We start from the raw sequence: 17,154 nt of genomic DNA on the forward strand, positions 1-17,154 counted from the left end.
CGCCGCGACGCTGCCGCCGCCGTGATCGGCAGTTGACCAGCTATTCGTCAAAGCATGGTTAATGAGGCGTATCTAAATCGCCTTAACGCCGGGTTTACCCGGAGCGTTCAGCGCAGCGCGAGGCGAGCGAGGTCGATCGCCTTCACCCATTCGGTGTCCGGGTAGACCATCAGCGCGCTCAGCGCGAGCGCGATGCCGTAGGGAATGCCGCTCTCCTTGGCGTGCAGCCGTGCGAGCCAGGCCTGTCCTGCCAGCCCGTAAGGCAGCGGCCACTGCCGGAACTGCAGCAGGAGCAGCGTCAGCGCGCCGCCGAACAGCGAGGCGTAGAGCAGGAAGTTCATTAGATGTGGGAAGCCGAACCAGAGCGCGACGGAGGCCGCAACCTTGGCGTCGCCGCCGCCCACCCAGCCCATGGCGAAGCAGGCGAAGGCCACGACCAGAACGAGCGCACCGGCGCCGACATGACTCAGCATCTCGTAAGGTGCCATGCCCCCGGCGAGGGCGAGCGCGAAGAAGCCCGCCACCAGCGCCAGCGATACGCGGTTCGAGATCGTCATCGTGAAGAGATCGCTCGCGGCGGCGAACGCCATCAGGGCCGGGAAGAGCAGAAGGCGCGCAAGGTCGAGAATCATGAGCTGCGTCTTGAGGCCTGGGTTTGTCGCGGGAGCTGCTTCGGGCGATGCTAGCGCGCGATGCTAAACAAACCGACAACGGCGGCACGGGCGCGCCCGGGCCTCGGCCGACGAACGCGCTTTCACCAGAAGCTGGCAATACGTGCGGCGAGCGCGACCGTCGCAACCAGCAGCGCAAGGCAGATCCAATAGACCGGCGAGCCGGCCTGCGCCGCTTCCGCCTCCTGCGCCGCGACCGCGGCATCGGTTCTGAACTCGTGCAACGCCACTGGAACTCGCCGTCTTCAGAAAAACAAACGCCCCGGAGGTCCGGGGCTTTTGCCGTCGTTCGTGGACCCGCTTACTTCAGCGAAGTGCTGATCGAGCTGAACTTGGCGTTCAGCGTGGTGCCGAGATTGTTGACGACGGTGATGATGGCCAGCGCGATGCCGGCGGCGATCAGGCCGTATTCGATGGCGGTGGCGCCGGATTCATCCTTCGCGAAACGCGCAATCAAGCTCTTCATGAACAAAACTCCGTCTGGGTGGGGACCGCCTCGTTCGGCGCTGTCGTTGACGCGACGACCATGAGAGCCGAGCTCTTTCGGGAGAGTTAATTCGATCGGGTAATCCCACGTCCGGCGCGATGCTTTTGCCCAGAGTGAATTTCACCTTAAGACGGCACCTGCAAATTCGCTTCTGTTCCGGATGCGCCGACAACGCGACGCGTGCTTCACCCTCCCTTAAATTTCGCGGAGTAGGCCTTAAGCTACAGCGGAATTCGCGGAGAGAGGCGACGATGTCGAGCCTGCCCATGCAAGTCGCCTTGATGCTCGGCGAGACCATCGTCAAGGTGATCCCGGTCACCTTGGTGCTCGCGGCGGTCTTCACCATGCTGGAGCATTTCTGGGCCTGCAATCCCGGCGCGCCGTGGTGGCGCAAGCGGGAGATCGTCACCGACATCTGCTACTGGTTCTTCGTTCCGGTGTTCGCCCGCACCATGCGGATCGGGCTGCTGGTCGTCGGCGCCAGCGTCGTCTTCAACATCCACGACGCCGACGAGCTCATCGCCTTTTACGACAATGGCCACGGTCCGCTGGCGCAGCTGCCGCTGTGGCTGCAGGCCCTGCTGTTCCTGGTGCTGTCCGATTTCATGCTGTACTGGCTGCACCGGCTTTTCCACGACGGCGGCTTCTGGAAATATCACGCCATCCATCATTCGTCGGAGGAGATCGGCTGGATCTCCGCGGCGCGCTTCCATCCGGTCAATCTCTTGCTCGGGACGATCAGCGTCGACGTCGTGCTGCTGATGGCAGGCATCTCCCCGAACGTCATGGTCTGGGTCGGCCCCTTCACCACCTTCCACTCGGCCTTCGTGCACGCCAACCTGAACTGGACTTTCGGACCGTTCAAATACGTCCTGGCGACGCCGGTCTTCCATCGCTGGCACCACACCTCGCTCGAAGAGGGCGGCGACACCAATTTCGCCGGAACGTTCCCGATCTGGGACGTGCTGTTCGGCACCTTCCGCATGCCGGAGGGCAAGCTGCCGCAGGATTACGGCAAGGACGAAGCGGCCATGCCCAAGGAGATCGGGGGCCAGCTCGCCTATCCGTTCCGGCACTAAAGCATGATCCGGAAAAGTGCGAAGCGGTTTTCCGGAAAGATCATGCGTAAACAACAACCTAAATCGCGATGACGATTCATCCAAAACTCATCGCGCTTTAGGGGCGAGCCCGCAAATGTCCGTCCGTTCAAACAATACTCGGCGAGTTTGCGGAACGTTCACGAATTAAAGGCAGGTTAGCCGGGTCGGGCACCGGCTCCGCTGTATTCGGTCGCTTCTGCCGGTCTGTGACGTCCCGGGGGTAAGAGTATGCGTAAAGAAATGCTGCGCCGTCATGTGCGCGTCTGTGTTCTGGTTGCCGCTGCGGTGCTGGCATCGCCGGCCGCCGGCCTCGCCGAGCCTGCCGCCGATACCATCGCCGTCAATGTCGACCAGGCCAAGCTGGTGCGGCTGCCCGGCAAGGTGGCGACCATCGTGGTCGGCAATCCCCTGATCGCCGACGTCACGCTCCAGCCCGGCGGCATGATCGTCGTGACCGGAAAGGGCTACGGGGCCACCAACTTCATCGCGCTCGACCGCGGCGGCGAGATTCTGGTGGATCGCCAGATCCAGGTCGAAGGTCCGAGCGACCGGCTCGTCACCGTCTATCGCGGGGTCGAGAGGGAGTCCTACAGCTGCGTGCCGCTTTGCCAGCGCCGCGTGACGCTCGGCGACAGCGACACCTATTTCAACAACGCGATGAGCCAGGCCGGTACGCTGAGCAGCAGCGCCAGCGGAGGTGCGGGTGCCGGCGCGGCTGCCAAGCCAAACTAGCCGACCGGCGGGCCTCGATCCCGCCAAGCCGCTCGATTCGAGGGCGGCCCTCGTTGCATGCCGTGCTTCCTCCCGCTTGCGGGCGCGCCTGGTTAACACGGTGTTAACGGCGCGGACCGCCGGAAGCGGATCGTCTGAAACACTTAGACAATCAGTTTCCGCTATTGAACGGGCAGATGATCGCCGGTCGCTGGGGAATTTGAAGAGATGCCATCGCCTGCACCTACGAGGTTCACGCTCCGGAAAGCGCTGCTCCGGTTTCGCGGCAACCGCCGCGGCTCCGCAGCCGTCGAATTTGCGCTGGTCGCACCGATGTTCTTCGCGCTGCTGTTCGCGATCCTCGAGACGGCTCTCATGTTCTTCTCCAGCCAGGTGCTCGAGACCATCGCGCAGGACTCCGCGCGCGCGATTCTAACCGGCCAGGCTCAGGCACAGGGCGGCTCGGTGGCGGCCTGCCAGTCCGCGCCCAACACGGTCGCTGCATGCGATCAGACGACGTTCAAGACCTTCGTCTGCAGCAAGATTCCGGCGCTGTTCGATTGCAGCAAGCTGTACGTCGACGTCGTCAGCACCAGCTCGTTCGGGACGCTCAGCCTCACCAATTTCGGCAATTCCTGCACCTTCAATCCCTCCGGGATGCAGTACAGTGCCGGAACCTCCGGCCAGGTCGTCGTGGTGCGCCTGTTCTATCAATGGCCGCTCATCGTCACGGGCCTCGGCTACAACGCGGGATGCAGCAACAAGCGGCTGATGGTGGCGACGGTGGCTTTCAAGAACGAACCCTTCTGAGGCAGATGGATCTGGGCGGACCGATGCGGGCGATTGCGAACATCTGGAGGAATGCACGCGGCTCCGTGCGCGGCTTCGTCGCCGACAAGCGCGCGCTGGCGGCGACCGAATTCGCGATCATCGTACCGCTGATGCTGGTGATGTTCTTCGGCACCGTCGAATTTTCGTCCGCCGTGGCGATCGACCGCAAGATCACGTTGATCGCGCGGACATTGTCCGATTTGACCTCGCAGTCGACGACGCTCAACGATGCCGGCATGAAGGATACGTTCACGGCAAGCATCTCCGTCGTCATGCCTTACGACGCTGCGCTCGTGAAGGGCACGATCTCCCAGATCTACATCGACGCCAACAGCATCGCCAAGGTCCAGTGGAGCAGGGCCGGCACGATTGCGAGCGGCGCGACGCAAGCCACGCTTGCGACCTCGGCTCGGAACGCCGGCGACACGGTCACTACGATGATTCCCCCGGCACTCTTGATTCCGTCGAGCTATCTCATCCTGAGCGAAGCCAACTACACTTACACGCCGACTATCGGCTACGTGTTGAAGTCGAGCGTAACCCTGAGCGATCTCTCCTACACGCGGCCGCGTCAGGTCACCTGCGTGCCCTACAACAACGTGCCATCGACGTGTTGAGATTCGTCAGCCGTCCGTGACATGAAAAAAAGGCCGTGCGTCGCGCACGGCCTTTTTGCTTTGGCTCGCTGATCGGGCCGGCGCCCGGCGGGCTCAGCTCGCAGCGCGCAGGTTGTCCGCCGCCGACTTGCCGGAACGGCGGTCGGCCACGATCTCATAGGAGATCTTCTGGCCCTCGCGGAGCGAGCCGAGGCCGGCGCGCTCCACGGCGCTGATGTGAACGAACACGTCCTGGCCGCCATCGTCGGGCTGAATGAAGCCATAGCCCTTGGTTGCGTTAAACCACTTCACGGTTCCCATGCTCACGGGGGTAGTCCCTCTCAGATAACACTATGTCGGAGCCCGCTCGCGCGGGCAGGGTTAGATCGAATTTCTGGAAGGGTCGTCAGCGTGTCTGAACCGGCTGTACCGGTGGATGCCAATGTCGTCCGGCCGAAAATCGATTAATTCATTTTATCGGAAGCAATGGTTCGAAACAATCCGGACGCGCACGATTTTTTGATCCGCCGTGATGTCAACGGCGGATCAATCTACAGATCGGAATTCGAACCCGCGCCGCAGCCGACTAGCGGCGGCGGAATTGGCCGCCGCGCTGTCCGGGACGGGGCGGTCCGCCCGGGGTGCTGGGACGTTCGTCCTTGTGGCGGAAAATCAGCCGGCCCTTCTCGAGGTCATAGGGCGACATCTCCACCGTCACGCGGTCGCCCGCGAGCGTCTTGATGCGGTTCTTCTTCATCTTGCCGGCGGTATAGGCAACGATCTCGTGTCCGGCGTCGAGCTGCACGCGGTAGCGGGCATCGGGGAGGATTTCGGTGACCAGTCCTTCGAACTGGATCAGCTCTTCCTTAGCCATTGATATCTCCAGGTCGTGGACGGCTAGTGCGAATAGGGTTTGCGGTTCGGTTGGCTGTTTGGCCGACTCTGGCGGCGCAAAAAGGCAACGCCTTGTATCCCATCAGGGGTCCCGGCGCTATGCGCGGAACGCTGTTCCGGACGGTCGACAGGCGCTGAATGCATCTTACCACCGGAGCGGCGGCGGCGAGAACCCTTGGAGGCATTCGGGCCACTGCCGGGCCGTCCGTCGGCATGCCTTGCCTCGGCGTGGCGTCCCTCACCGTGCCTGCCGTCGCCTTGCTTGCCCGCACTATGGTGGCGCCCGTCGGCATGCCGTTCGTCGGCGCGACGTCCGTCACCGTGCCGTGCGCCTTGCGGGCGCTGGCCCGGACGACCGGCCGGCCGGCCCTGTCGTTGCTGCGACGGGGCGGGACCGGGATCGCGGCGGCCGGCGTCGGTACGGTGGTCCTCCCGCGGCAGGGCGACGCGAATCAGCCGCTCGATGTCGCGCAGATAGCCGAGCTCCTCGCCGCCCGCGACCAGCGAGATTGCGGTGCCGTCGGCTCCGGCGCGCGCGGTGCGGCCGATGCGGTGGACGTAGGTCTCCGGCACGTTCGGCAGGTCGAAATTGATGACGTGACTGATGCCGTCGACGTCGATGCCGCGAGCGGCGATGTCGGTGGCGACCAGGGTGCGGATCTCGCCCGAGCGAAACTGGGCGAGCGTGCGCTCGCGGTGGTTCTGCGACTTGTTGCCGTGGATGGCGTTGGCGGCGATCCCGGCCTTGGCCAGCGTCTTCACCACCTTGTCGGCGCCGTGCTTGGTGCGGGTGAAGACCAGCGCGCGGTTGATCGCCTCGTCCTGCAGCAGCTTGGTCAGGAAGGCGGGCTTGGCCGCGAAGTCGACCTGCAGGATGCGCTGGTTGATCCGCTCGGCGGTCGAGGACACCGGGGTTACCGCGACACGGGCGGGGTCGCGCAACATGGAATCGGCGAGCTCGGCGATGTCCTTCGGCATGGTGGCCGAGAAGAACAGCGTCTGCCGCTTGATCGGCAGCTTGGCGACGATTTTGCGGATGTCGTTGATGAAGCCCATGTCGAGCATGCGGTCGGCCTCGTCAAGCACGAGGAACTCGATGCTCGAAAGCTTCAAGCCGTTGCTCTGCACGAGGTCGAGCAGGCGGCCGGGGGTGGCGACCAGCACGTCGACGCCCTGCATCAGCGCACGGACCTGGCGGCCCATCGGCACGCCGCCGATCGCGAGCGTCGAGGACAGGCGGATGTGGCGGCCGTAGGCGTTGAAGCTGTCAAGGATCTGGCCGGACAGCTCGCGGGTCGGCGACAGCACCAGCACGCGGGCGGTCTTGGGCTGCGGCTTGATGCGGTTCTCAAGCAGACGATGCAGGATCGGCAGCGCGAAGGACGCGGTCTTGCCTGTACCGGTCTGGGCAATGCCGACGACATCGCGGCCGGTCAGTGCCAGCGGGATGGTTTGGGCCTGGATCGGGGTCGGGGTGACGTAATTCTCTTCACGAAGAGCGCGCGCGATGGGTTCGGCGAGGCCGAAGTCCTGAAACGAAGTCAAAAGAGGGGTTCTTTCCATGTCAAAAGCGAACGCCCGGCGCATCAGCGCGGCGCGCGCAAAAGGGTGTCGAGAAGACACCTGCGTGTTTGGGGTGTCGGATGGCTTGGATGATATGGGGCAAGCCAGAGGCCCGTAGAGGGCTTAAGAACACGCGGCTCGCTACGACCCCTTGATTCGCAAGAGGTCTCGAACGCTCATATGGAACATCGAGGGGGCGCTTTCAAGGCACTTGCCTCCGAAACAGCGGGTGCGGTGCAAAAATACTGCTGCCAGAAATTTAGCCAAAATTGGCGATTTGCTTAGAAAGTAGTCTGACTGCCGCTTTCGCATACATTTATGTTGCCTATGATTTAGGCTGCAAGACTGCGGAGAAACTTCGATTTCTGCCAATTAGCTTTGCAAATTCAATCAGTTGATGGGTGCCCAGCCCATGGCATGGTTCTTGCGATTCCATTAACCGCAGGCGGCCGTGGGGCCGTTTCGCAGCGTTTTTCACGTCTGCGTCAGGGAGATGAGGCACTCATGTTTAACAAATCCACTCACGATATAGCGGCGTCATTTAGCCGCCGCGGCGTGCTCGCTGCGACCGCCGGACTGATGCTCGGTCTGGCTTCATTGACTGGCGCAAAGGCCGCCGACGACACCATCAAGGTGGGTGTACTCCACTCCCTGTCCGGCACCATGGCAATCAGCGAAACCACGCTGAAAGACACCATCCTCTTCCTGATCGACGAACAGAACAAGAAGGGCGGCGTGCTCGGCAAGAAGCTGGAAGCCGTCGTCGTCGATCCCGCATCGAACTGGCCGCTGTTCGCCGAAAAGGCGCGCGAGCTGATCACCAAGAACAAGGTCTCGGTCGTGTTCGGCTGCTGGACCTCGGTGTCGCGTAAGTCGGTGCTCCCGGTGTTCAAGGAGCTCAACAGCATCCTGTTCTACCCCGTGCAATACGAGGGTGAGGAGAGCGAGCGTAACGTGTTCTACACGGGGGCTGCGCCGAACCAGCAGGCGATCCCTGCCGTCGACTACCTCATGAAGGACGAGAAGGTGAAGCGCTGGGTGCTCGCGGGCACCGACTACGTCTATCCGCGCACCACCAACAAGATCCTCGAGGCCTATCTGAAGTCCAAGGGCGTCGCCCAGGAAGACATCATGATCAACTACACGCCGTTCGGTCATTCCGACTGGCAGACGATCGTGGCAGACATCAAGAAGTTCGGCTCGGCCGGCAAGAAGACCGCGGTGGTCTCGACCATCAACGGCGACGCCAACGTTCCCTTCTACAAGGAGCTCGGCAACCAGGGCATCAAGGCCAAGGACATCCCGGTGGTGGCGTTCTCGGTGGGTGAGGAAGAGCTCGCCGGCATCGACACCAAGCCGCTGGTCGGCCACCTCGCCGCCTGGAACTACTTCCAGTCGATCAAGTCGCCGGAGAACGAGAAGTTCATCAAGGCGTGGCAGGCCTACACCAAGAATCCGAAGCGCGTGACCAACGATCCGATGGAAGCGCACGTGATCGGCTTCGACATGTGGGTCAAGGCGGTCGAGAAGGTGAAGTCGACCGATCCCGACAAGGTCATCGACGCTCTCCCGGGCATCGAAGCCAAGAACCTGACCGGCGGCACCTCCAAGATGCTCCCGAACCACCATATCACCAAGCCGGTGTTCATCGGCGAGATCAAGGGCAACGGCCAGTTCGACGTGGTCTGGAAGACCCCGAGCCTCGTCCCCGGCGACGCCTGGTCGAAGGAGCTCGACGGCTCCAAGGACCTGATCGGCGACTGGGTCGGCAAGAAGTGCGGCAACTTCAACACCAAGTCCAACAAGTGCCTCGGCTCGGGCTCCTGATCCCGATCTGACGCTCCATTGCAAGACCGGAGAGGGCGGCGATCCCGCCGCCTTCTCCACTCATTTCTGCCGGGGTCATTCACAGTGCCAGCCCATTTGTCTGCTCGTCTCTGTTCGCTTGCACTCTCGTTGTTTCTGATTGCGTTCGCGCTGCCGGCCTTCGCCGGTCCTTTCGAGGATGCGGTCGCCAAATTCGCCAACGATGATTTTTCCGACACGGAAGAGGCGATCGGTGTGATCGCGGGCAGCGGCAGCAAGCTGGCTTTTCCGATCATCAATGCGCTTCAGGACGGTCGCCTCATGGCCGATCCCGACAGCAAGAAGGTGTACGTCACTGATGGAGACGGCAAGTCGATCGACGCTGCGACCGGCGAGGCCGTTGCCAGCGTTCCCGACAGTGCGAGCGCGGTTCGCCTCAACAACCGCCTGCGCCGCAGCGTCGATGCCGCGCTCGGCAGCCTGACGCTGCAGTCTCCGGACGTCGGCACGCGCCTGCAGGCCGCGCAGTCCGTCTTCAAGTCGCACGAGGAGACCGCGCTCGAGGCGGTCGATGCCGCGCTTGCCAAGGAAGCCAACAAATCCGTCAAGGTGGCGCTCGCTGAGGCCCGCGCCGCGATCCTACTGTTCAAATCCGACGCCACCGAGGTCGAGAAGCTCGAAGCGGTCGCGACCCTCAAGGCGCGGGGCGACCAGGATGCGCTGGCGCTGCTCACCGGCATGGGCGACCAGCCGGCCTCGGTCACCAAGGCCGCCGCGAGCGCGATCGGCTCGATCCAGAATTCGCTCGCGGTCTGGTCGATGGTGCAGAATGCCTGGTACGGCCTCTCGCTCGGCTCGGTGCTGCTGCTCGCCGCGATCGGGCTCGCCATCACATTCGGCGTGATGGGCGTCATCAACATGGCGCACGGCGAGATGGTGATGATCGGAGCCTACACCACCTTCGTGGTGCAGGAGGTGATCCGCACCCGCTATCCCGGCCTGTTCGACTATTCGCTCTTGATCGCCGTGCCGCTCGCCTTCCTCGTCGCCGGCGCGATCGGGGTGCTGATCGAGCGCAGCATCATCCGCTTCCTCTACGGCCGCCCGCTCGAGACGCTGCTCGCGACCTGGGGCCTCTCGCTGGTGCTGCAGCAGGCGGTGCGCACCATGTTCGGCCCGACCAACCGCGAGGTCGGCAACCCCTCCTGGATGAGCGGCGCGTTCGAGCTCGGCCAAATCACCATCACCTATAACCGGCTCTGGATCCTTCTCTTCACGCTCGCCGTGTTCGCGATCCTGCTCGCGATGCTGCGCTACACCGCGCTGGGCCTCGAAATGCGCGCGGTGACGCAGAACCGCCGCATGGCGGCTTCCATGGGCATCGCCACCTCGCGCGTCGACGCGCTCACATTCGGCCTCGGTTCGGGCATTGCCGGCATCGCCGGCGTCGCGCTGTCGCAGATCGACAATGTCAGCCCCAATCTCGGCCAGAGTTACATCATCGACAGTTTCATGGTCGTGGTGTTCGGCGGGGTGGGCAATCTCTGGGGCACGCTGGTCGGCGCCTTCACGCTCGGCATCGCCAACAAGTTCCTGGAGCCGGTCGCCGGTGCCGTGCTCGGCAAGATCGCGATCCTGGTCCTCATCATCCTGTTCATTCAAAAGCGGCCGCGCGGCCTGTTCGCGCTCAAGGGCCGTGCGGTGGAAGCATGACCCCTCACATGCTGACGCGATCGCTGGACCACAGCGCGGCGATCTTCCTTGCCGTGGTCGCGGCCTGCGGTATCCTCATCCCGCTCTCCAACCTGCTGCTGCCCGCGGGCTCGTTCCTGCAGGTGCCGACCTATCTCGTCGCGCTCTGGGGCAAGTATGTCTGCTACGCCATCTTGGCGCTGTCGATCGACCTGATCTGGGGCTATTGCGGCATCCTCTCGCTCGGTCACGGCGCCTTCTTCGCGCTCGGCGGCTACGCCATGGGCATGTACCTGATGCGGCAGATCGGCACCCGCGGCGTCTACGGCAATCCGATCCTGCCGGATTTCATGGTGTTCCTGAACTGGGAGAAGCTGCCCTGGTACTGGTACGGCTTCGACATGTTCTGGTTCGCCGCGCTGATGGTGCTGGTCGTGCCCGGCCTGCTCGCCTTCTGCTTCGGCTGGCTCGCCTTCCGCTCCCGTGTCACCGGCGTTTATCTGTCGATCATCACGCAGGCGATGACCTATGCGTTGCTGCTCGCCTTCTTCCGAAACGACTTTGGTTTTGGCGGCAATAACGGCCTGACCGACTTCAAGGATATCCTGGGCTTCAACGTGCAGGCGGAGGGGACGCGCGCCGCGCTGTTCGCGCTGAGCTGCCTGGCGCTGATCATCGGCTTCCTGATCTGCCGCGCCATCGTCTCCTCCAAGCTCGGCAAGGTCTTGATTGCCGTGCGCGACGCCGAATCGCGCACGCGCTTCCTCGGCTACCGTGTCGAATCCTACAAGCTGTTCGTGTTCACGGTTTCGGCCTGCATGGCCGGCGTCGCCGGCGCGCTCTACGTGCCGCAGGTCGGCATCATCAATCCGAGCGAATTCGCACCGGGCAATTCGATCGAGGCGGTGATCTGGGTCGCGGTCGGCGGCCGCGGCACGCTGGTCGGCGCGGCGCTCGGCGCCGTCGTCGTCAACTACGCCAAGACGTTCTTCACCTCGGGCGTGCTCGCGCCGTACTGGCTGTTCATGCTGGGCGCATTGTTCATCCTGGTGACGCTGCTGCTGCCCAAGGGCATCGTCGGCACCTTCAATGCCTGGTGGGATCAGTCGAAGGAAAAACGCACCCCCGCGACTTCCGTGAGCGCTGCGGCCGAAGACGGCGTCACCGAACCCAAGATGGCGGAGTAAGCGGTCATGAACGTCATGGACACCCGCGCAACCTCCGCAATGCTCTATCTGGACGGCGTGCACGTCTCGTTCGACGGCTTCCACGCCATCAACAATCTGTCGCTGACGCTCGAGCCCGGCGAGATGCGCGCCATCATCGGCCCGAACGGCGCCGGCAAGACCACGATGATGGACATCATCACCGGCAAGACCAAGCCGGATGAAGGCACCGTGCTGTTCGACGGCGTCACCGACCTGACGCGGCTCGACGAGACCCGCATCGCCGAGCTCGGCATCGGCCGCAAATTCCAGAAGCCGACCGTGTTCGAGAGCCAGACCGTGCAGGACAACCTCCTGCTGGCGCTCAATGTCGACCATTCGGTCCGCGGCACGCTGTTCTGGCGCGGCAGCAAGGCGGAGTCCGAGCGTATCGACAAGGTGCTGGAGACGATCCGCCTCACCGAGGCTCGCAATCGTCTCGCCGGCAGCCTCAGCCACGGCCAGAAGCAATGGCTGGAGATCGGCATGCTGCTGGCGCAGGATCCGAAACTGCTGCTGGTCGACGAGCCCGTCGCGGGAATGACCGACGTCGAGACGCATCTCACCGCCGAGCTGCTGAAGGAAATCAACAAGACCCACACCGTCATGGTGGTCGAGCACGACATGACCTTCGTGCGCGAGCTCGGCGTCAAAGTCACCTGCCTGCACGAAGGCACGGTGCTCGCGGAAGGGACCATCGACCAGGTCTCGTCCAACGAGAGGGTCATCGAAGTGTATTTGGGAAGGTAGCGAATGGCGAATAGGGAATGGCGAATAGGGAATGGCGAATGGACTGGCCGCTTCTCCTATTCGCTACTCGCCATTCGCTATTCGCCCGCAAAGGTGTTTCCGATGCTTGAAGTGAAAGACATCAACCTGTTTTACGGTGCTGCCCAGGCGCTGCGCGGCGTCTCGATATCGGCCGAGCCCGGCAAGGTCACCTGCGTGCTCGGGCGCAACGGCGTCGGCAAGACCTCGCTGCTGCGCGCGATGGTCGGGCAATATCCGATCTCCTCGGGCGCAATCGTGTTCGACGGCAGCGATATCACCGGCCTCAGGCCGTACGAGCGGGCGCGCAAGGGCATCGGCTTCGTACCGCAGGGCCGCGAGATCTTCCCGCTGCTGACAGTCGAGGAGAACCTCAAGACCGGCTTCGGCCCGCTCAAGCGCGAGGACAAGCACATTCCGGACGACGTGTTCTCGCTGTTTCCGGTGCTGCAATCCATGCTCGGCCGGCGCGGCGGCGACCTCTCCGGCGGCCAGCAGCAGCAGCTCGCGATCGGCCGCGCCCTGGTGATGCGGCCAAAACTGCTTTTGCTCGACGAGCCCACCGAAGGCATCCAACCCTCGATCATCAAGGACATCGGCCGCGCCATTTCCTATTTGCGCAATCTCGGAAACATCGCCATCGTGCTGGTCGAACAATATCTCGACTTTGCCTGCGAACTCGGCGACAGTTTCGCGGTGATGGATCGCGGCGCGGTGAAGTTCACCTGCGACCGCTCCAATCTCGATCCGGCCGAGATCAGCCGCCAGATGGCGCTGTAGGCCATTCTGCCGCGACCGGCTGGGGGAGGCGGATGCGCAGCGAATTGTCGGCCACGTCCACGCTGTTCGAGGCCAACCGCGCCCGTGGCGCGGTGCGCTTCGACGTGCATGCGCGCGACGGCGTGACGCGTCGCGGCGCCTTGCATGAATCCGGTTCGCTCCGCGTCCGCTTTCCCTCGCCGGAAGATCAGGGTCTGTCCGGCGTGTTCGTCAACACGGCCGGTGGGGTCGCCGGCGGGGACAGTTTTGATATCGACATCGCGGCGGCGGATGGCGCGCGGCTGACACTGACCACAGCGGCCGCCGAAAAGGTCTATCGCACACCCGGAGCGGCAGCGCAGCTCAACATCGCCCTGAAGGTCGGCGCGGGCGCGCATCTTGCCTGGCTGCCCCAGGAGACGATTCTGTTCGACCGTGCCCGCGTCCAGCGCCGCTTCGATATCGATCTCGACGAGGCGGCCTCGCTCCTGCTCTGCGAGATCGTCGTGTTCGGCCGCACCGCCATGGGCGAGCGGATGCAGAAGGGCGAGTTCGTCGACCGCTGGCGGCTACGCCGCGGCGGGCGGCTGGTGTTCGCCGAGACGGTCCGGCTCGACGGCGATATCGGTGCCAAGCTTGCACGGCCCGCGGTCGCCAAAGGTGGCGCGGCGATCGGCACAGCCCTGATCGTGCCCGGCGACGGGGCTCTGGTCGAGCGTATCCGGGAGGCGTCGGAATCGTTCTCCGGCGAGGTCGGAATCTCGGCCTGGAATGGCTTTGCAATGGCGCGGTTCTGTGCCCAAGATGCGGCGCGCTTGCGCGCCGACATGATGACGGTGCTGGCGCGCACCGGTGCGGCCCTGCCGCGGCTCTGGCTGAACTAGACTGGTTGAATTGACGTGTTGAACGGAAGAGATGTCGCATGAATCTGTCTCCCCGCGAAAAGGACAAGCTTCTGATCTCGATGGCCGCGATCGTGGCCCGCCGCCGGCTGGACCGCGGCGTCAAGCTCAACCATCCCGAGGCGATCGCGATCATCTCCGATTTCATTCTGGAAGGGGCGCGCGACGGCCGCACCGTCGCCGAGCTGATGCAGTCAGGCGCGCAGGTGCTGACCCGCGACCAGGTGATGCCGGGCATTCCCGAGATGATCCACGACATTCAGGTCGAGGCAACTTTTCCTGACGGCACCAAGCTCGTCACCGTGCACGAGCCGATCCGTTGAAGCGCGAGATTGTATCAACATCGTCATGCCCGGGCTTGTCCCGGGCATCCACGACTATCAAACCAGACGCCAACACGTGGATGGCCGGGACAAGCCCGGCCATGACGCAGCGGAGCAAGACGAGGTAGCACATGATCCCCGGCGAACTCTTCATTCAGGACGGTGAGATCGAGCTCAATGCCGGCCGCAAGACCGTGACGCTGACGGTCGCCAATACCGGCGACCGCCCGATCCAGGTTGGCTCGCACTACCATTTCTTCGAGACCAACCCGGCGCTGAAGTTCGACCGCAAGAAGGCGCGCGGCATGCGCCTCGACATCGCCGCCGGCACCGCCGTCCGTTTCGAACCCGGCCAGACCCGCGACGTCCAGCTCGTCGCCATGGCCGGCAAGAAGACGATCTACGGCTTCCGCGGCGATGTGATGGGGAAGCTGTGACCTCCGCAGGAACGAGCACGCCGCGGCATGGTTGAGGCGGAAACGGAGGTATTTCCATGCTCTCACCAATCCGCCTCGTCTCGGAAGCTGCCGAGCTCGCCGCGCAGCGCCATAACGGCATGGCGCGCAAGGGCCGCGGCAACGAACCCTATATCAATCATCTCGCCGAGGTCGCGAACCTGCTCGCGACTGCGACCGACGGCGCCGATGCCGAACTGGTCGCGGCCGGCTGGCTGCACGACACCATCGAGGACACCGACACCACGCGCGAGGAACTCGCGCAGAGATTTTCCGATCGGGTCGCGTCCCTCGTTGCCGAGTGCACCGACGACATGAGCTTGCCGAAAGCGAAGCGGCGGCAGAAGCAGATCGAGGACGCGCCCCACAAGTCGCCGGGCGCCAAGCTGATCAAGATCGCCGACAAGATCAGCAATACGGGCGCGCGCATTCAAACCGATCCGAGTGCTGGGGAGCGCGAAGATCTCGCCGACTATATCGCCTGGGCCACGAAGGTCGTGGCTGGGTGCCGCGGCGGCAATGCGTGGCTCGACGAAAAATTCGATGACGCCGTGAAAGCAGCAAAGGCCTTGCTGTGACCAACCAGACATTCAATCGCAAACGGGGCTTGTGATGTCCGTCAAGATGAAGCGTTCCGTCTATGCCGACATGTTCGGTCCGACCACCGGCGACAAGGTGCGGCTGGCCGACACCGACCTCATCATCGAGGTCGAGAAGGATTTCACCACCTATGGCGAGGAGGTGAAGTTCGGCGGCGGCAAGGTGATCCGCGACGGCATGGGGCAGTCGCAGGTCACCAACAAGCAGGGCGCCGCCGATACGGTCATCACCAATGCGCTGATCGTGGACCATTGGGGCATCGTGAAGGCCGACGTCGCCATCAAGGACGGCATGATCGCTGGCATCGGCAAGGCCGGCAATCCCGATATCCAGCCGGGCGTCACCATCATCATCGGTCCCGGCACCGACGTGATCGCGGGTGAGGGCAAGATCCTCACCGCCGGCGGCTTCGACAGCCACATCCATTTCATCTGCCCGCAGCAGATCGAGCACGCGCTGATGTCAGGTGTCACCTCGATGCTGGGCGGAGGCACAGGACCGTCCCATGGCACTTTCGCGACCACCTGCACACCGGGGCCGTGGCACATGGGGCGAATGATCCAGTCGTTCGACGCCTTCCCGGTCAATCTCGGCATTTCCGGCAAGGGCAACGCGTCGCGCCCCGCCGCGCTGGTCGAGATGATCAGGGCCGGCGCCTGTGCGCTGAAGCTGCACGAGGACTGGGGCACCACGCCGGCCGCGATCGACAATTGCCTGTCGGTGGCCGACGATCACGACATCCAGGTGATGATCCACACCGACACGCTGAACGAATCCGGCTTCGTCGAGGACACGATCAAGGCCTTCAAGGGCCGCACCATCCACGCCTTCCACACCGAAGGCGCCGGCGGCGGCCATGCCCCTGATATCATCAAGGTGGCCGGGCTGAAGAACGTGCTGCCGTCGTCGACCAACCCGACGCGGCCCTTCACCCGCAACACCATCGACGAGCATCTGGACATGCTGATGGTGTGCCACCATCTCGATCCCTCGATCGCCGAAGATCTGGCGTTCGCCGAGAGCCGCATCCGCAAGGAGACGATCGCGGCCGAAGACATCCTGCACGACCTCGGCGCGCTCTCGATGATGTCCTCGGACTCGCAGGCCATGGGCCGCCTCGGCGAGGTCATCATCCGGACCTGGCAAACCGCGGACAAGATGAAGAAGCAGCGCGGCTCGCTGCCGCAGGACAAGGGCAAGGACAACGACAATTTCCGCGTCAAGCGCTACATCGCCAAGTACACGATCAATCCGGCGATCGCGCACGGCGTGTCGAAGCTGATCGGCTCGGTCGAGAAGGGCAAGCTTGCCGACCTCGTGCTGTGGTCGCCGGCCTTCTTTGGCGTCAAGCCGGACTGCATCGTCAAGGGCGGCACCATCGTAGCGGCACCCATGGGCGATCCCAACGCCTCGATCCCGACGCCGCAGCCGGTGCATTACCAGCCGATGTTTGGCGCGTTCGGCAAGGCGCGTACGGCATCCTCGGTGGTGTTCACTTCCAAGGCCGCGATCACCGGTGGCCTCGCGCGCAAGCTCGGCATCGAGAAGAAGCTCTATGCGGTCCAGAACACCCGCGGCAAGATCTCCAAGAAGAGCATGATCCACAACGACGCGACGCCCAATATCGAGGTCGATCCGGAGACCTATGAAGTGCGCGCGGATGGCGAGTTGCTCACCTGTGCGCCGGCCGAAGTGCTCCCGATGGCGCAGCGATATTTCATGTACTGAAATAGCGCCTCGACACATGTCCCCGGCGGTGTCCGGGGACGGCTTTTTGCGGTTTTGCGTTCG

Annotated in this window: 20 protein-coding genes; 14 read left to right on the top strand and 6 right to left on the bottom strand. The window is 63.6% G+C overall.

The features are described 5' to 3' along the window. Positions 1–107: 107 nt before the first annotated feature. The 3 genes from ABIA45_RS32975 to ABIA45_RS32985 all read right to left on the bottom strand — a co-directional run bounded on the left by ABIA45_RS32975 (position 108) and on the right by ABIA45_RS32985 (position 1,137). Positions 108–632 (bottom strand): prepilin peptidase, encoded by a 525-nt coding sequence (locus ABIA45_RS32975; RefSeq protein ID WP_404654848.1) that lies wholly within the window; start codon positions 630–632, stop codon positions 108–110. 122 nt (positions 633–754) lie between these two features. Beyond that, positions 755–895: a hypothetical protein gene (locus ABIA45_RS32980; RefSeq protein WP_404655861.1), complete on the bottom strand. Its 141-nt coding sequence runs from the start codon at positions 893–895 to the stop codon at positions 755–757. Positions 896–972: 77 nt separating this feature from the next. Further along, the gene (locus ABIA45_RS32985; protein WP_404654849.1) at positions 973–1,137 is read right to left on the bottom strand and encodes a Flp family type IVb pilin; all 165 of its coding nucleotides are present in this window, start codon (positions 1,135–1,137) and stop codon (positions 973–975) included. A gap of 272 nt (positions 1,138–1,409) precedes the next feature. Here ABIA45_RS32985 and ABIA45_RS32990 point away from each other — a divergent pair, with 272 nt between their 5' ends. The 4 genes from ABIA45_RS32990 to ABIA45_RS33005 all read left to right on the top strand — a co-directional run bounded on the left by ABIA45_RS32990 (position 1,410) and on the right by ABIA45_RS33005 (position 4,417). Beyond that, positions 1,410–2,237, top strand: a complete 828-nt coding sequence (locus tag ABIA45_RS32990; RefSeq protein ID WP_404654850.1) for a sterol desaturase family protein — start codon at positions 1,410–1,412, stop codon at positions 2,235–2,237. A gap of 249 nt (positions 2,238–2,486) precedes the next feature. Next, positions 2,487–2,990 (top strand): pilus assembly protein N-terminal domain-containing protein, encoded by a 504-nt coding sequence (locus ABIA45_RS32995; RefSeq protein WP_036036842.1) that lies wholly within the window; start codon positions 2,487–2,489, stop codon positions 2,988–2,990. A 207-nt stretch (positions 2,991–3,197) separates the two neighbouring features. Next, on the top strand, positions 3,198–3,779 hold the full coding sequence (locus ABIA45_RS33000) for a TadE/TadG family type IV pilus assembly protein (protein ID WP_035998094.1): 582 nt from the start codon (positions 3,198–3,200) through the stop codon (positions 3,777–3,779). 23 nt (positions 3,780–3,802) lie between these two features. Beyond that, positions 3,803–4,417, top strand: coding sequence for a TadE/TadG family type IV pilus assembly protein (locus ABIA45_RS33005; protein WP_036036873.1), 615 nt, complete (start codon positions 3,803–3,805; stop codon positions 4,415–4,417). 93 nt (positions 4,418–4,510) lie between these two features. On the opposite strand, the gene ABIA45_RS33010 is transcribed toward ABIA45_RS33005, so the two are convergent. From ABIA45_RS33010 to ABIA45_RS33020, 3 genes are all read right to left on the bottom strand, one after another. Further along, the gene (locus tag ABIA45_RS33010) at positions 4,511–4,723 is read right to left on the bottom strand and encodes a cold-shock protein (RefSeq protein ID WP_027573722.1); all 213 of its coding nucleotides are present in this window, start codon (positions 4,721–4,723) and stop codon (positions 4,511–4,513) included. A 259-nt stretch (positions 4,724–4,982) separates the two neighbouring features. Then, positions 4,983–5,270: a translation initiation factor IF-1 gene (gene infA, locus ABIA45_RS33015; RefSeq protein WP_035998101.1), complete on the bottom strand. Its 288-nt coding sequence runs from the start codon at positions 5,268–5,270 to the stop codon at positions 4,983–4,985. 23 nt (positions 5,271–5,293) lie between these two features. Then, a complete protein-coding gene (locus ABIA45_RS33020; protein WP_404654851.1) occupies positions 5,294–6,877 on the bottom strand; it encodes a DEAD/DEAH box helicase in 1,584 nt (527 codons plus the stop codon). 480 nt (positions 6,878–7,357) lie between these two features. Between ABIA45_RS33020 and urtA the strand changes: the two genes are divergently transcribed. The 10 genes from urtA (at position 7,358) to ureC (ending at position 17,091) form a co-directional block, all read left to right on the top strand. Next, on the top strand, positions 7,358–8,680 hold the full coding sequence (urtA, locus tag ABIA45_RS33025) for an urea ABC transporter substrate-binding protein (RefSeq protein WP_035998103.1): 1,323 nt from the start codon (positions 7,358–7,360) through the stop codon (positions 8,678–8,680). A gap of 84 nt (positions 8,681–8,764) precedes the next feature. Then, the gene (gene urtB / locus ABIA45_RS33030) at positions 8,765–10,372 is read left to right on the top strand and encodes an urea ABC transporter permease subunit UrtB (protein ID WP_271542841.1); all 1,608 of its coding nucleotides are present in this window, start codon (positions 8,765–8,767) and stop codon (positions 10,370–10,372) included. Beyond that, positions 10,369–11,538, top strand: a complete 1,170-nt coding sequence (gene urtC / locus ABIA45_RS33035; RefSeq protein ID WP_404654852.1) for an urea ABC transporter permease subunit UrtC — start codon at positions 10,369–10,371, stop codon at positions 11,536–11,538. Before urtB ends, urtC begins: the two co-directional genes overlap by 4 nt. Before the next feature lie 6 nt (positions 11,539–11,544). Next, a complete protein-coding gene (gene urtD, locus ABIA45_RS33040; protein WP_018646608.1) occupies positions 11,545–12,306 on the top strand; it encodes an urea ABC transporter ATP-binding protein UrtD in 762 nt (253 codons plus the stop codon). A 102-nt stretch (positions 12,307–12,408) separates the two neighbouring features. Next, a complete protein-coding gene (urtE, locus tag ABIA45_RS33045; protein WP_225141073.1) occupies positions 12,409–13,104 on the top strand; it encodes an urea ABC transporter ATP-binding subunit UrtE in 696 nt (231 codons plus the stop codon). 32 nt (positions 13,105–13,136) lie between these two features. Then, positions 13,137–13,967 carry an urease accessory protein UreD gene (locus tag ABIA45_RS33050; RefSeq protein ID WP_404654853.1) on the top strand — a complete coding sequence of 277 codons (831 nt, stop codon included), beginning with the start codon at positions 13,137–13,139 and terminating at the stop codon, positions 13,965–13,967. 38 nt (positions 13,968–14,005) lie between these two features. Then, positions 14,006–14,308 carry an urease subunit gamma gene (locus tag ABIA45_RS33055; protein WP_007605424.1) on the top strand — a complete coding sequence of 101 codons (303 nt, stop codon included), beginning with the start codon at positions 14,006–14,008 and terminating at the stop codon, positions 14,306–14,308. 131 nt (positions 14,309–14,439) lie between these two features. After that, positions 14,440–14,745 (top strand): urease subunit beta, encoded by a 306-nt coding sequence (locus tag ABIA45_RS33060; RefSeq protein WP_026202067.1) that lies wholly within the window; start codon positions 14,440–14,442, stop codon positions 14,743–14,745. A 56-nt stretch (positions 14,746–14,801) separates the two neighbouring features. Continuing rightward, complete coding sequence (locus ABIA45_RS33065) at positions 14,802–15,341, top strand: HD domain-containing protein (RefSeq protein ID WP_157283712.1); 540 nt, start codon at positions 14,802–14,804, stop codon at positions 15,339–15,341. A 34-nt stretch (positions 15,342–15,375) separates the two neighbouring features. Further along, positions 15,376–17,091, top strand: coding sequence for an urease subunit alpha (gene ureC / locus ABIA45_RS33070; RefSeq protein WP_157283713.1), 1,716 nt, complete (start codon positions 15,376–15,378; stop codon positions 17,089–17,091). Positions 17,092–17,154: the final 63 nt, after the last annotated feature.

The sequence above is a fragment of the Bradyrhizobium sp. USDA 336 genome (assembly GCF_044908355.1).
Lineage (GTDB): Bacteria > Pseudomonadota > Alphaproteobacteria > Rhizobiales > Xanthobacteraceae > Bradyrhizobium > Bradyrhizobium yuanmingense.

What these genes read in the sequence shown, in the direction of transcription:
- ABIA45_RS32990 (WP_404654850.1), top strand. Translation starts at nt 1,410, where the DNA reads ATGTCGAGCCTGCCCATGCAAGTCGCCTTGATGCTCGGCGAGACCATC.
- urtE (WP_225141073.1), top strand. Translation starts at nt 12,409, where the DNA reads ATGCTTGAAGTGAAAGACATCAACCTGTTTTACGGTGCTGCCCAGGCG.
- urtC (WP_404654852.1), top strand. Translation starts at nt 10,369, where the DNA reads ATGACCCCTCACATGCTGACGCGATCGCTGGACCACAGCGCGGCGATC.
- urtD (WP_018646608.1), top strand. Translation starts at nt 11,545, where the DNA reads ATGAACGTCATGGACACCCGCGCAACCTCCGCAATGCTCTATCTGGAC.
- ABIA45_RS32995 (WP_036036842.1), top strand. Translation starts at nt 2,487, where the DNA reads ATGCGTAAAGAAATGCTGCGCCGTCATGTGCGCGTCTGTGTTCTGGTT.
- ABIA45_RS33065 (WP_157283712.1), top strand. Translation starts at nt 14,802, where the DNA reads ATGCTCTCACCAATCCGCCTCGTCTCGGAAGCTGCCGAGCTCGCCGCG.
- ABIA45_RS32975 (WP_404654848.1), bottom strand. Translation starts at nt 632, where the DNA reads ATGATTCTCGACCTTGCGCGCCTTCTGCTCTTCCCGGCCCTGATGGCG.
- ABIA45_RS33000 (WP_035998094.1), top strand. Translation starts at nt 3,198, where the DNA reads ATGCCATCGCCTGCACCTACGAGGTTCACGCTCCGGAAAGCGCTGCTC.
- ABIA45_RS33055 (WP_007605424.1), top strand. Translation starts at nt 14,006, where the DNA reads ATGAATCTGTCTCCCCGCGAAAAGGACAAGCTTCTGATCTCGATGGCC.
- infA (WP_035998101.1), bottom strand. Translation starts at nt 5,270, where the DNA reads ATGGCTAAGGAAGAGCTGATCCAGTTCGAAGGACTGGTCACCGAAATC.
- ABIA45_RS33005 (WP_036036873.1), top strand. Translation starts at nt 3,803, where the DNA reads ATGCGGGCGATTGCGAACATCTGGAGGAATGCACGCGGCTCCGTGCGC.
- ureC (WP_157283713.1), top strand. Translation starts at nt 15,376, where the DNA reads ATGTCCGTCAAGATGAAGCGTTCCGTCTATGCCGACATGTTCGGTCCG.
- ABIA45_RS33050 (WP_404654853.1), top strand. Translation starts at nt 13,137, where the DNA reads ATGCGCAGCGAATTGTCGGCCACGTCCACGCTGTTCGAGGCCAACCGC.
- ABIA45_RS32985 (WP_404654849.1), bottom strand. Translation starts at nt 1,137, where the DNA reads ATGAAGAGCTTGATTGCGCGTTTCGCGAAGGATGAATCCGGCGCCACC.
- ABIA45_RS33060 (WP_026202067.1), top strand. Translation starts at nt 14,440, where the DNA reads ATGATCCCCGGCGAACTCTTCATTCAGGACGGTGAGATCGAGCTCAAT.
- ABIA45_RS33020 (WP_404654851.1), bottom strand. Translation starts at nt 6,877, where the DNA reads ATGCGCCGGGCGTTCGCTTTTGACATGGAAAGAACCCCTCTTTTGACT.
- urtA (WP_035998103.1), top strand. Translation starts at nt 7,358, where the DNA reads ATGTTTAACAAATCCACTCACGATATAGCGGCGTCATTTAGCCGCCGC.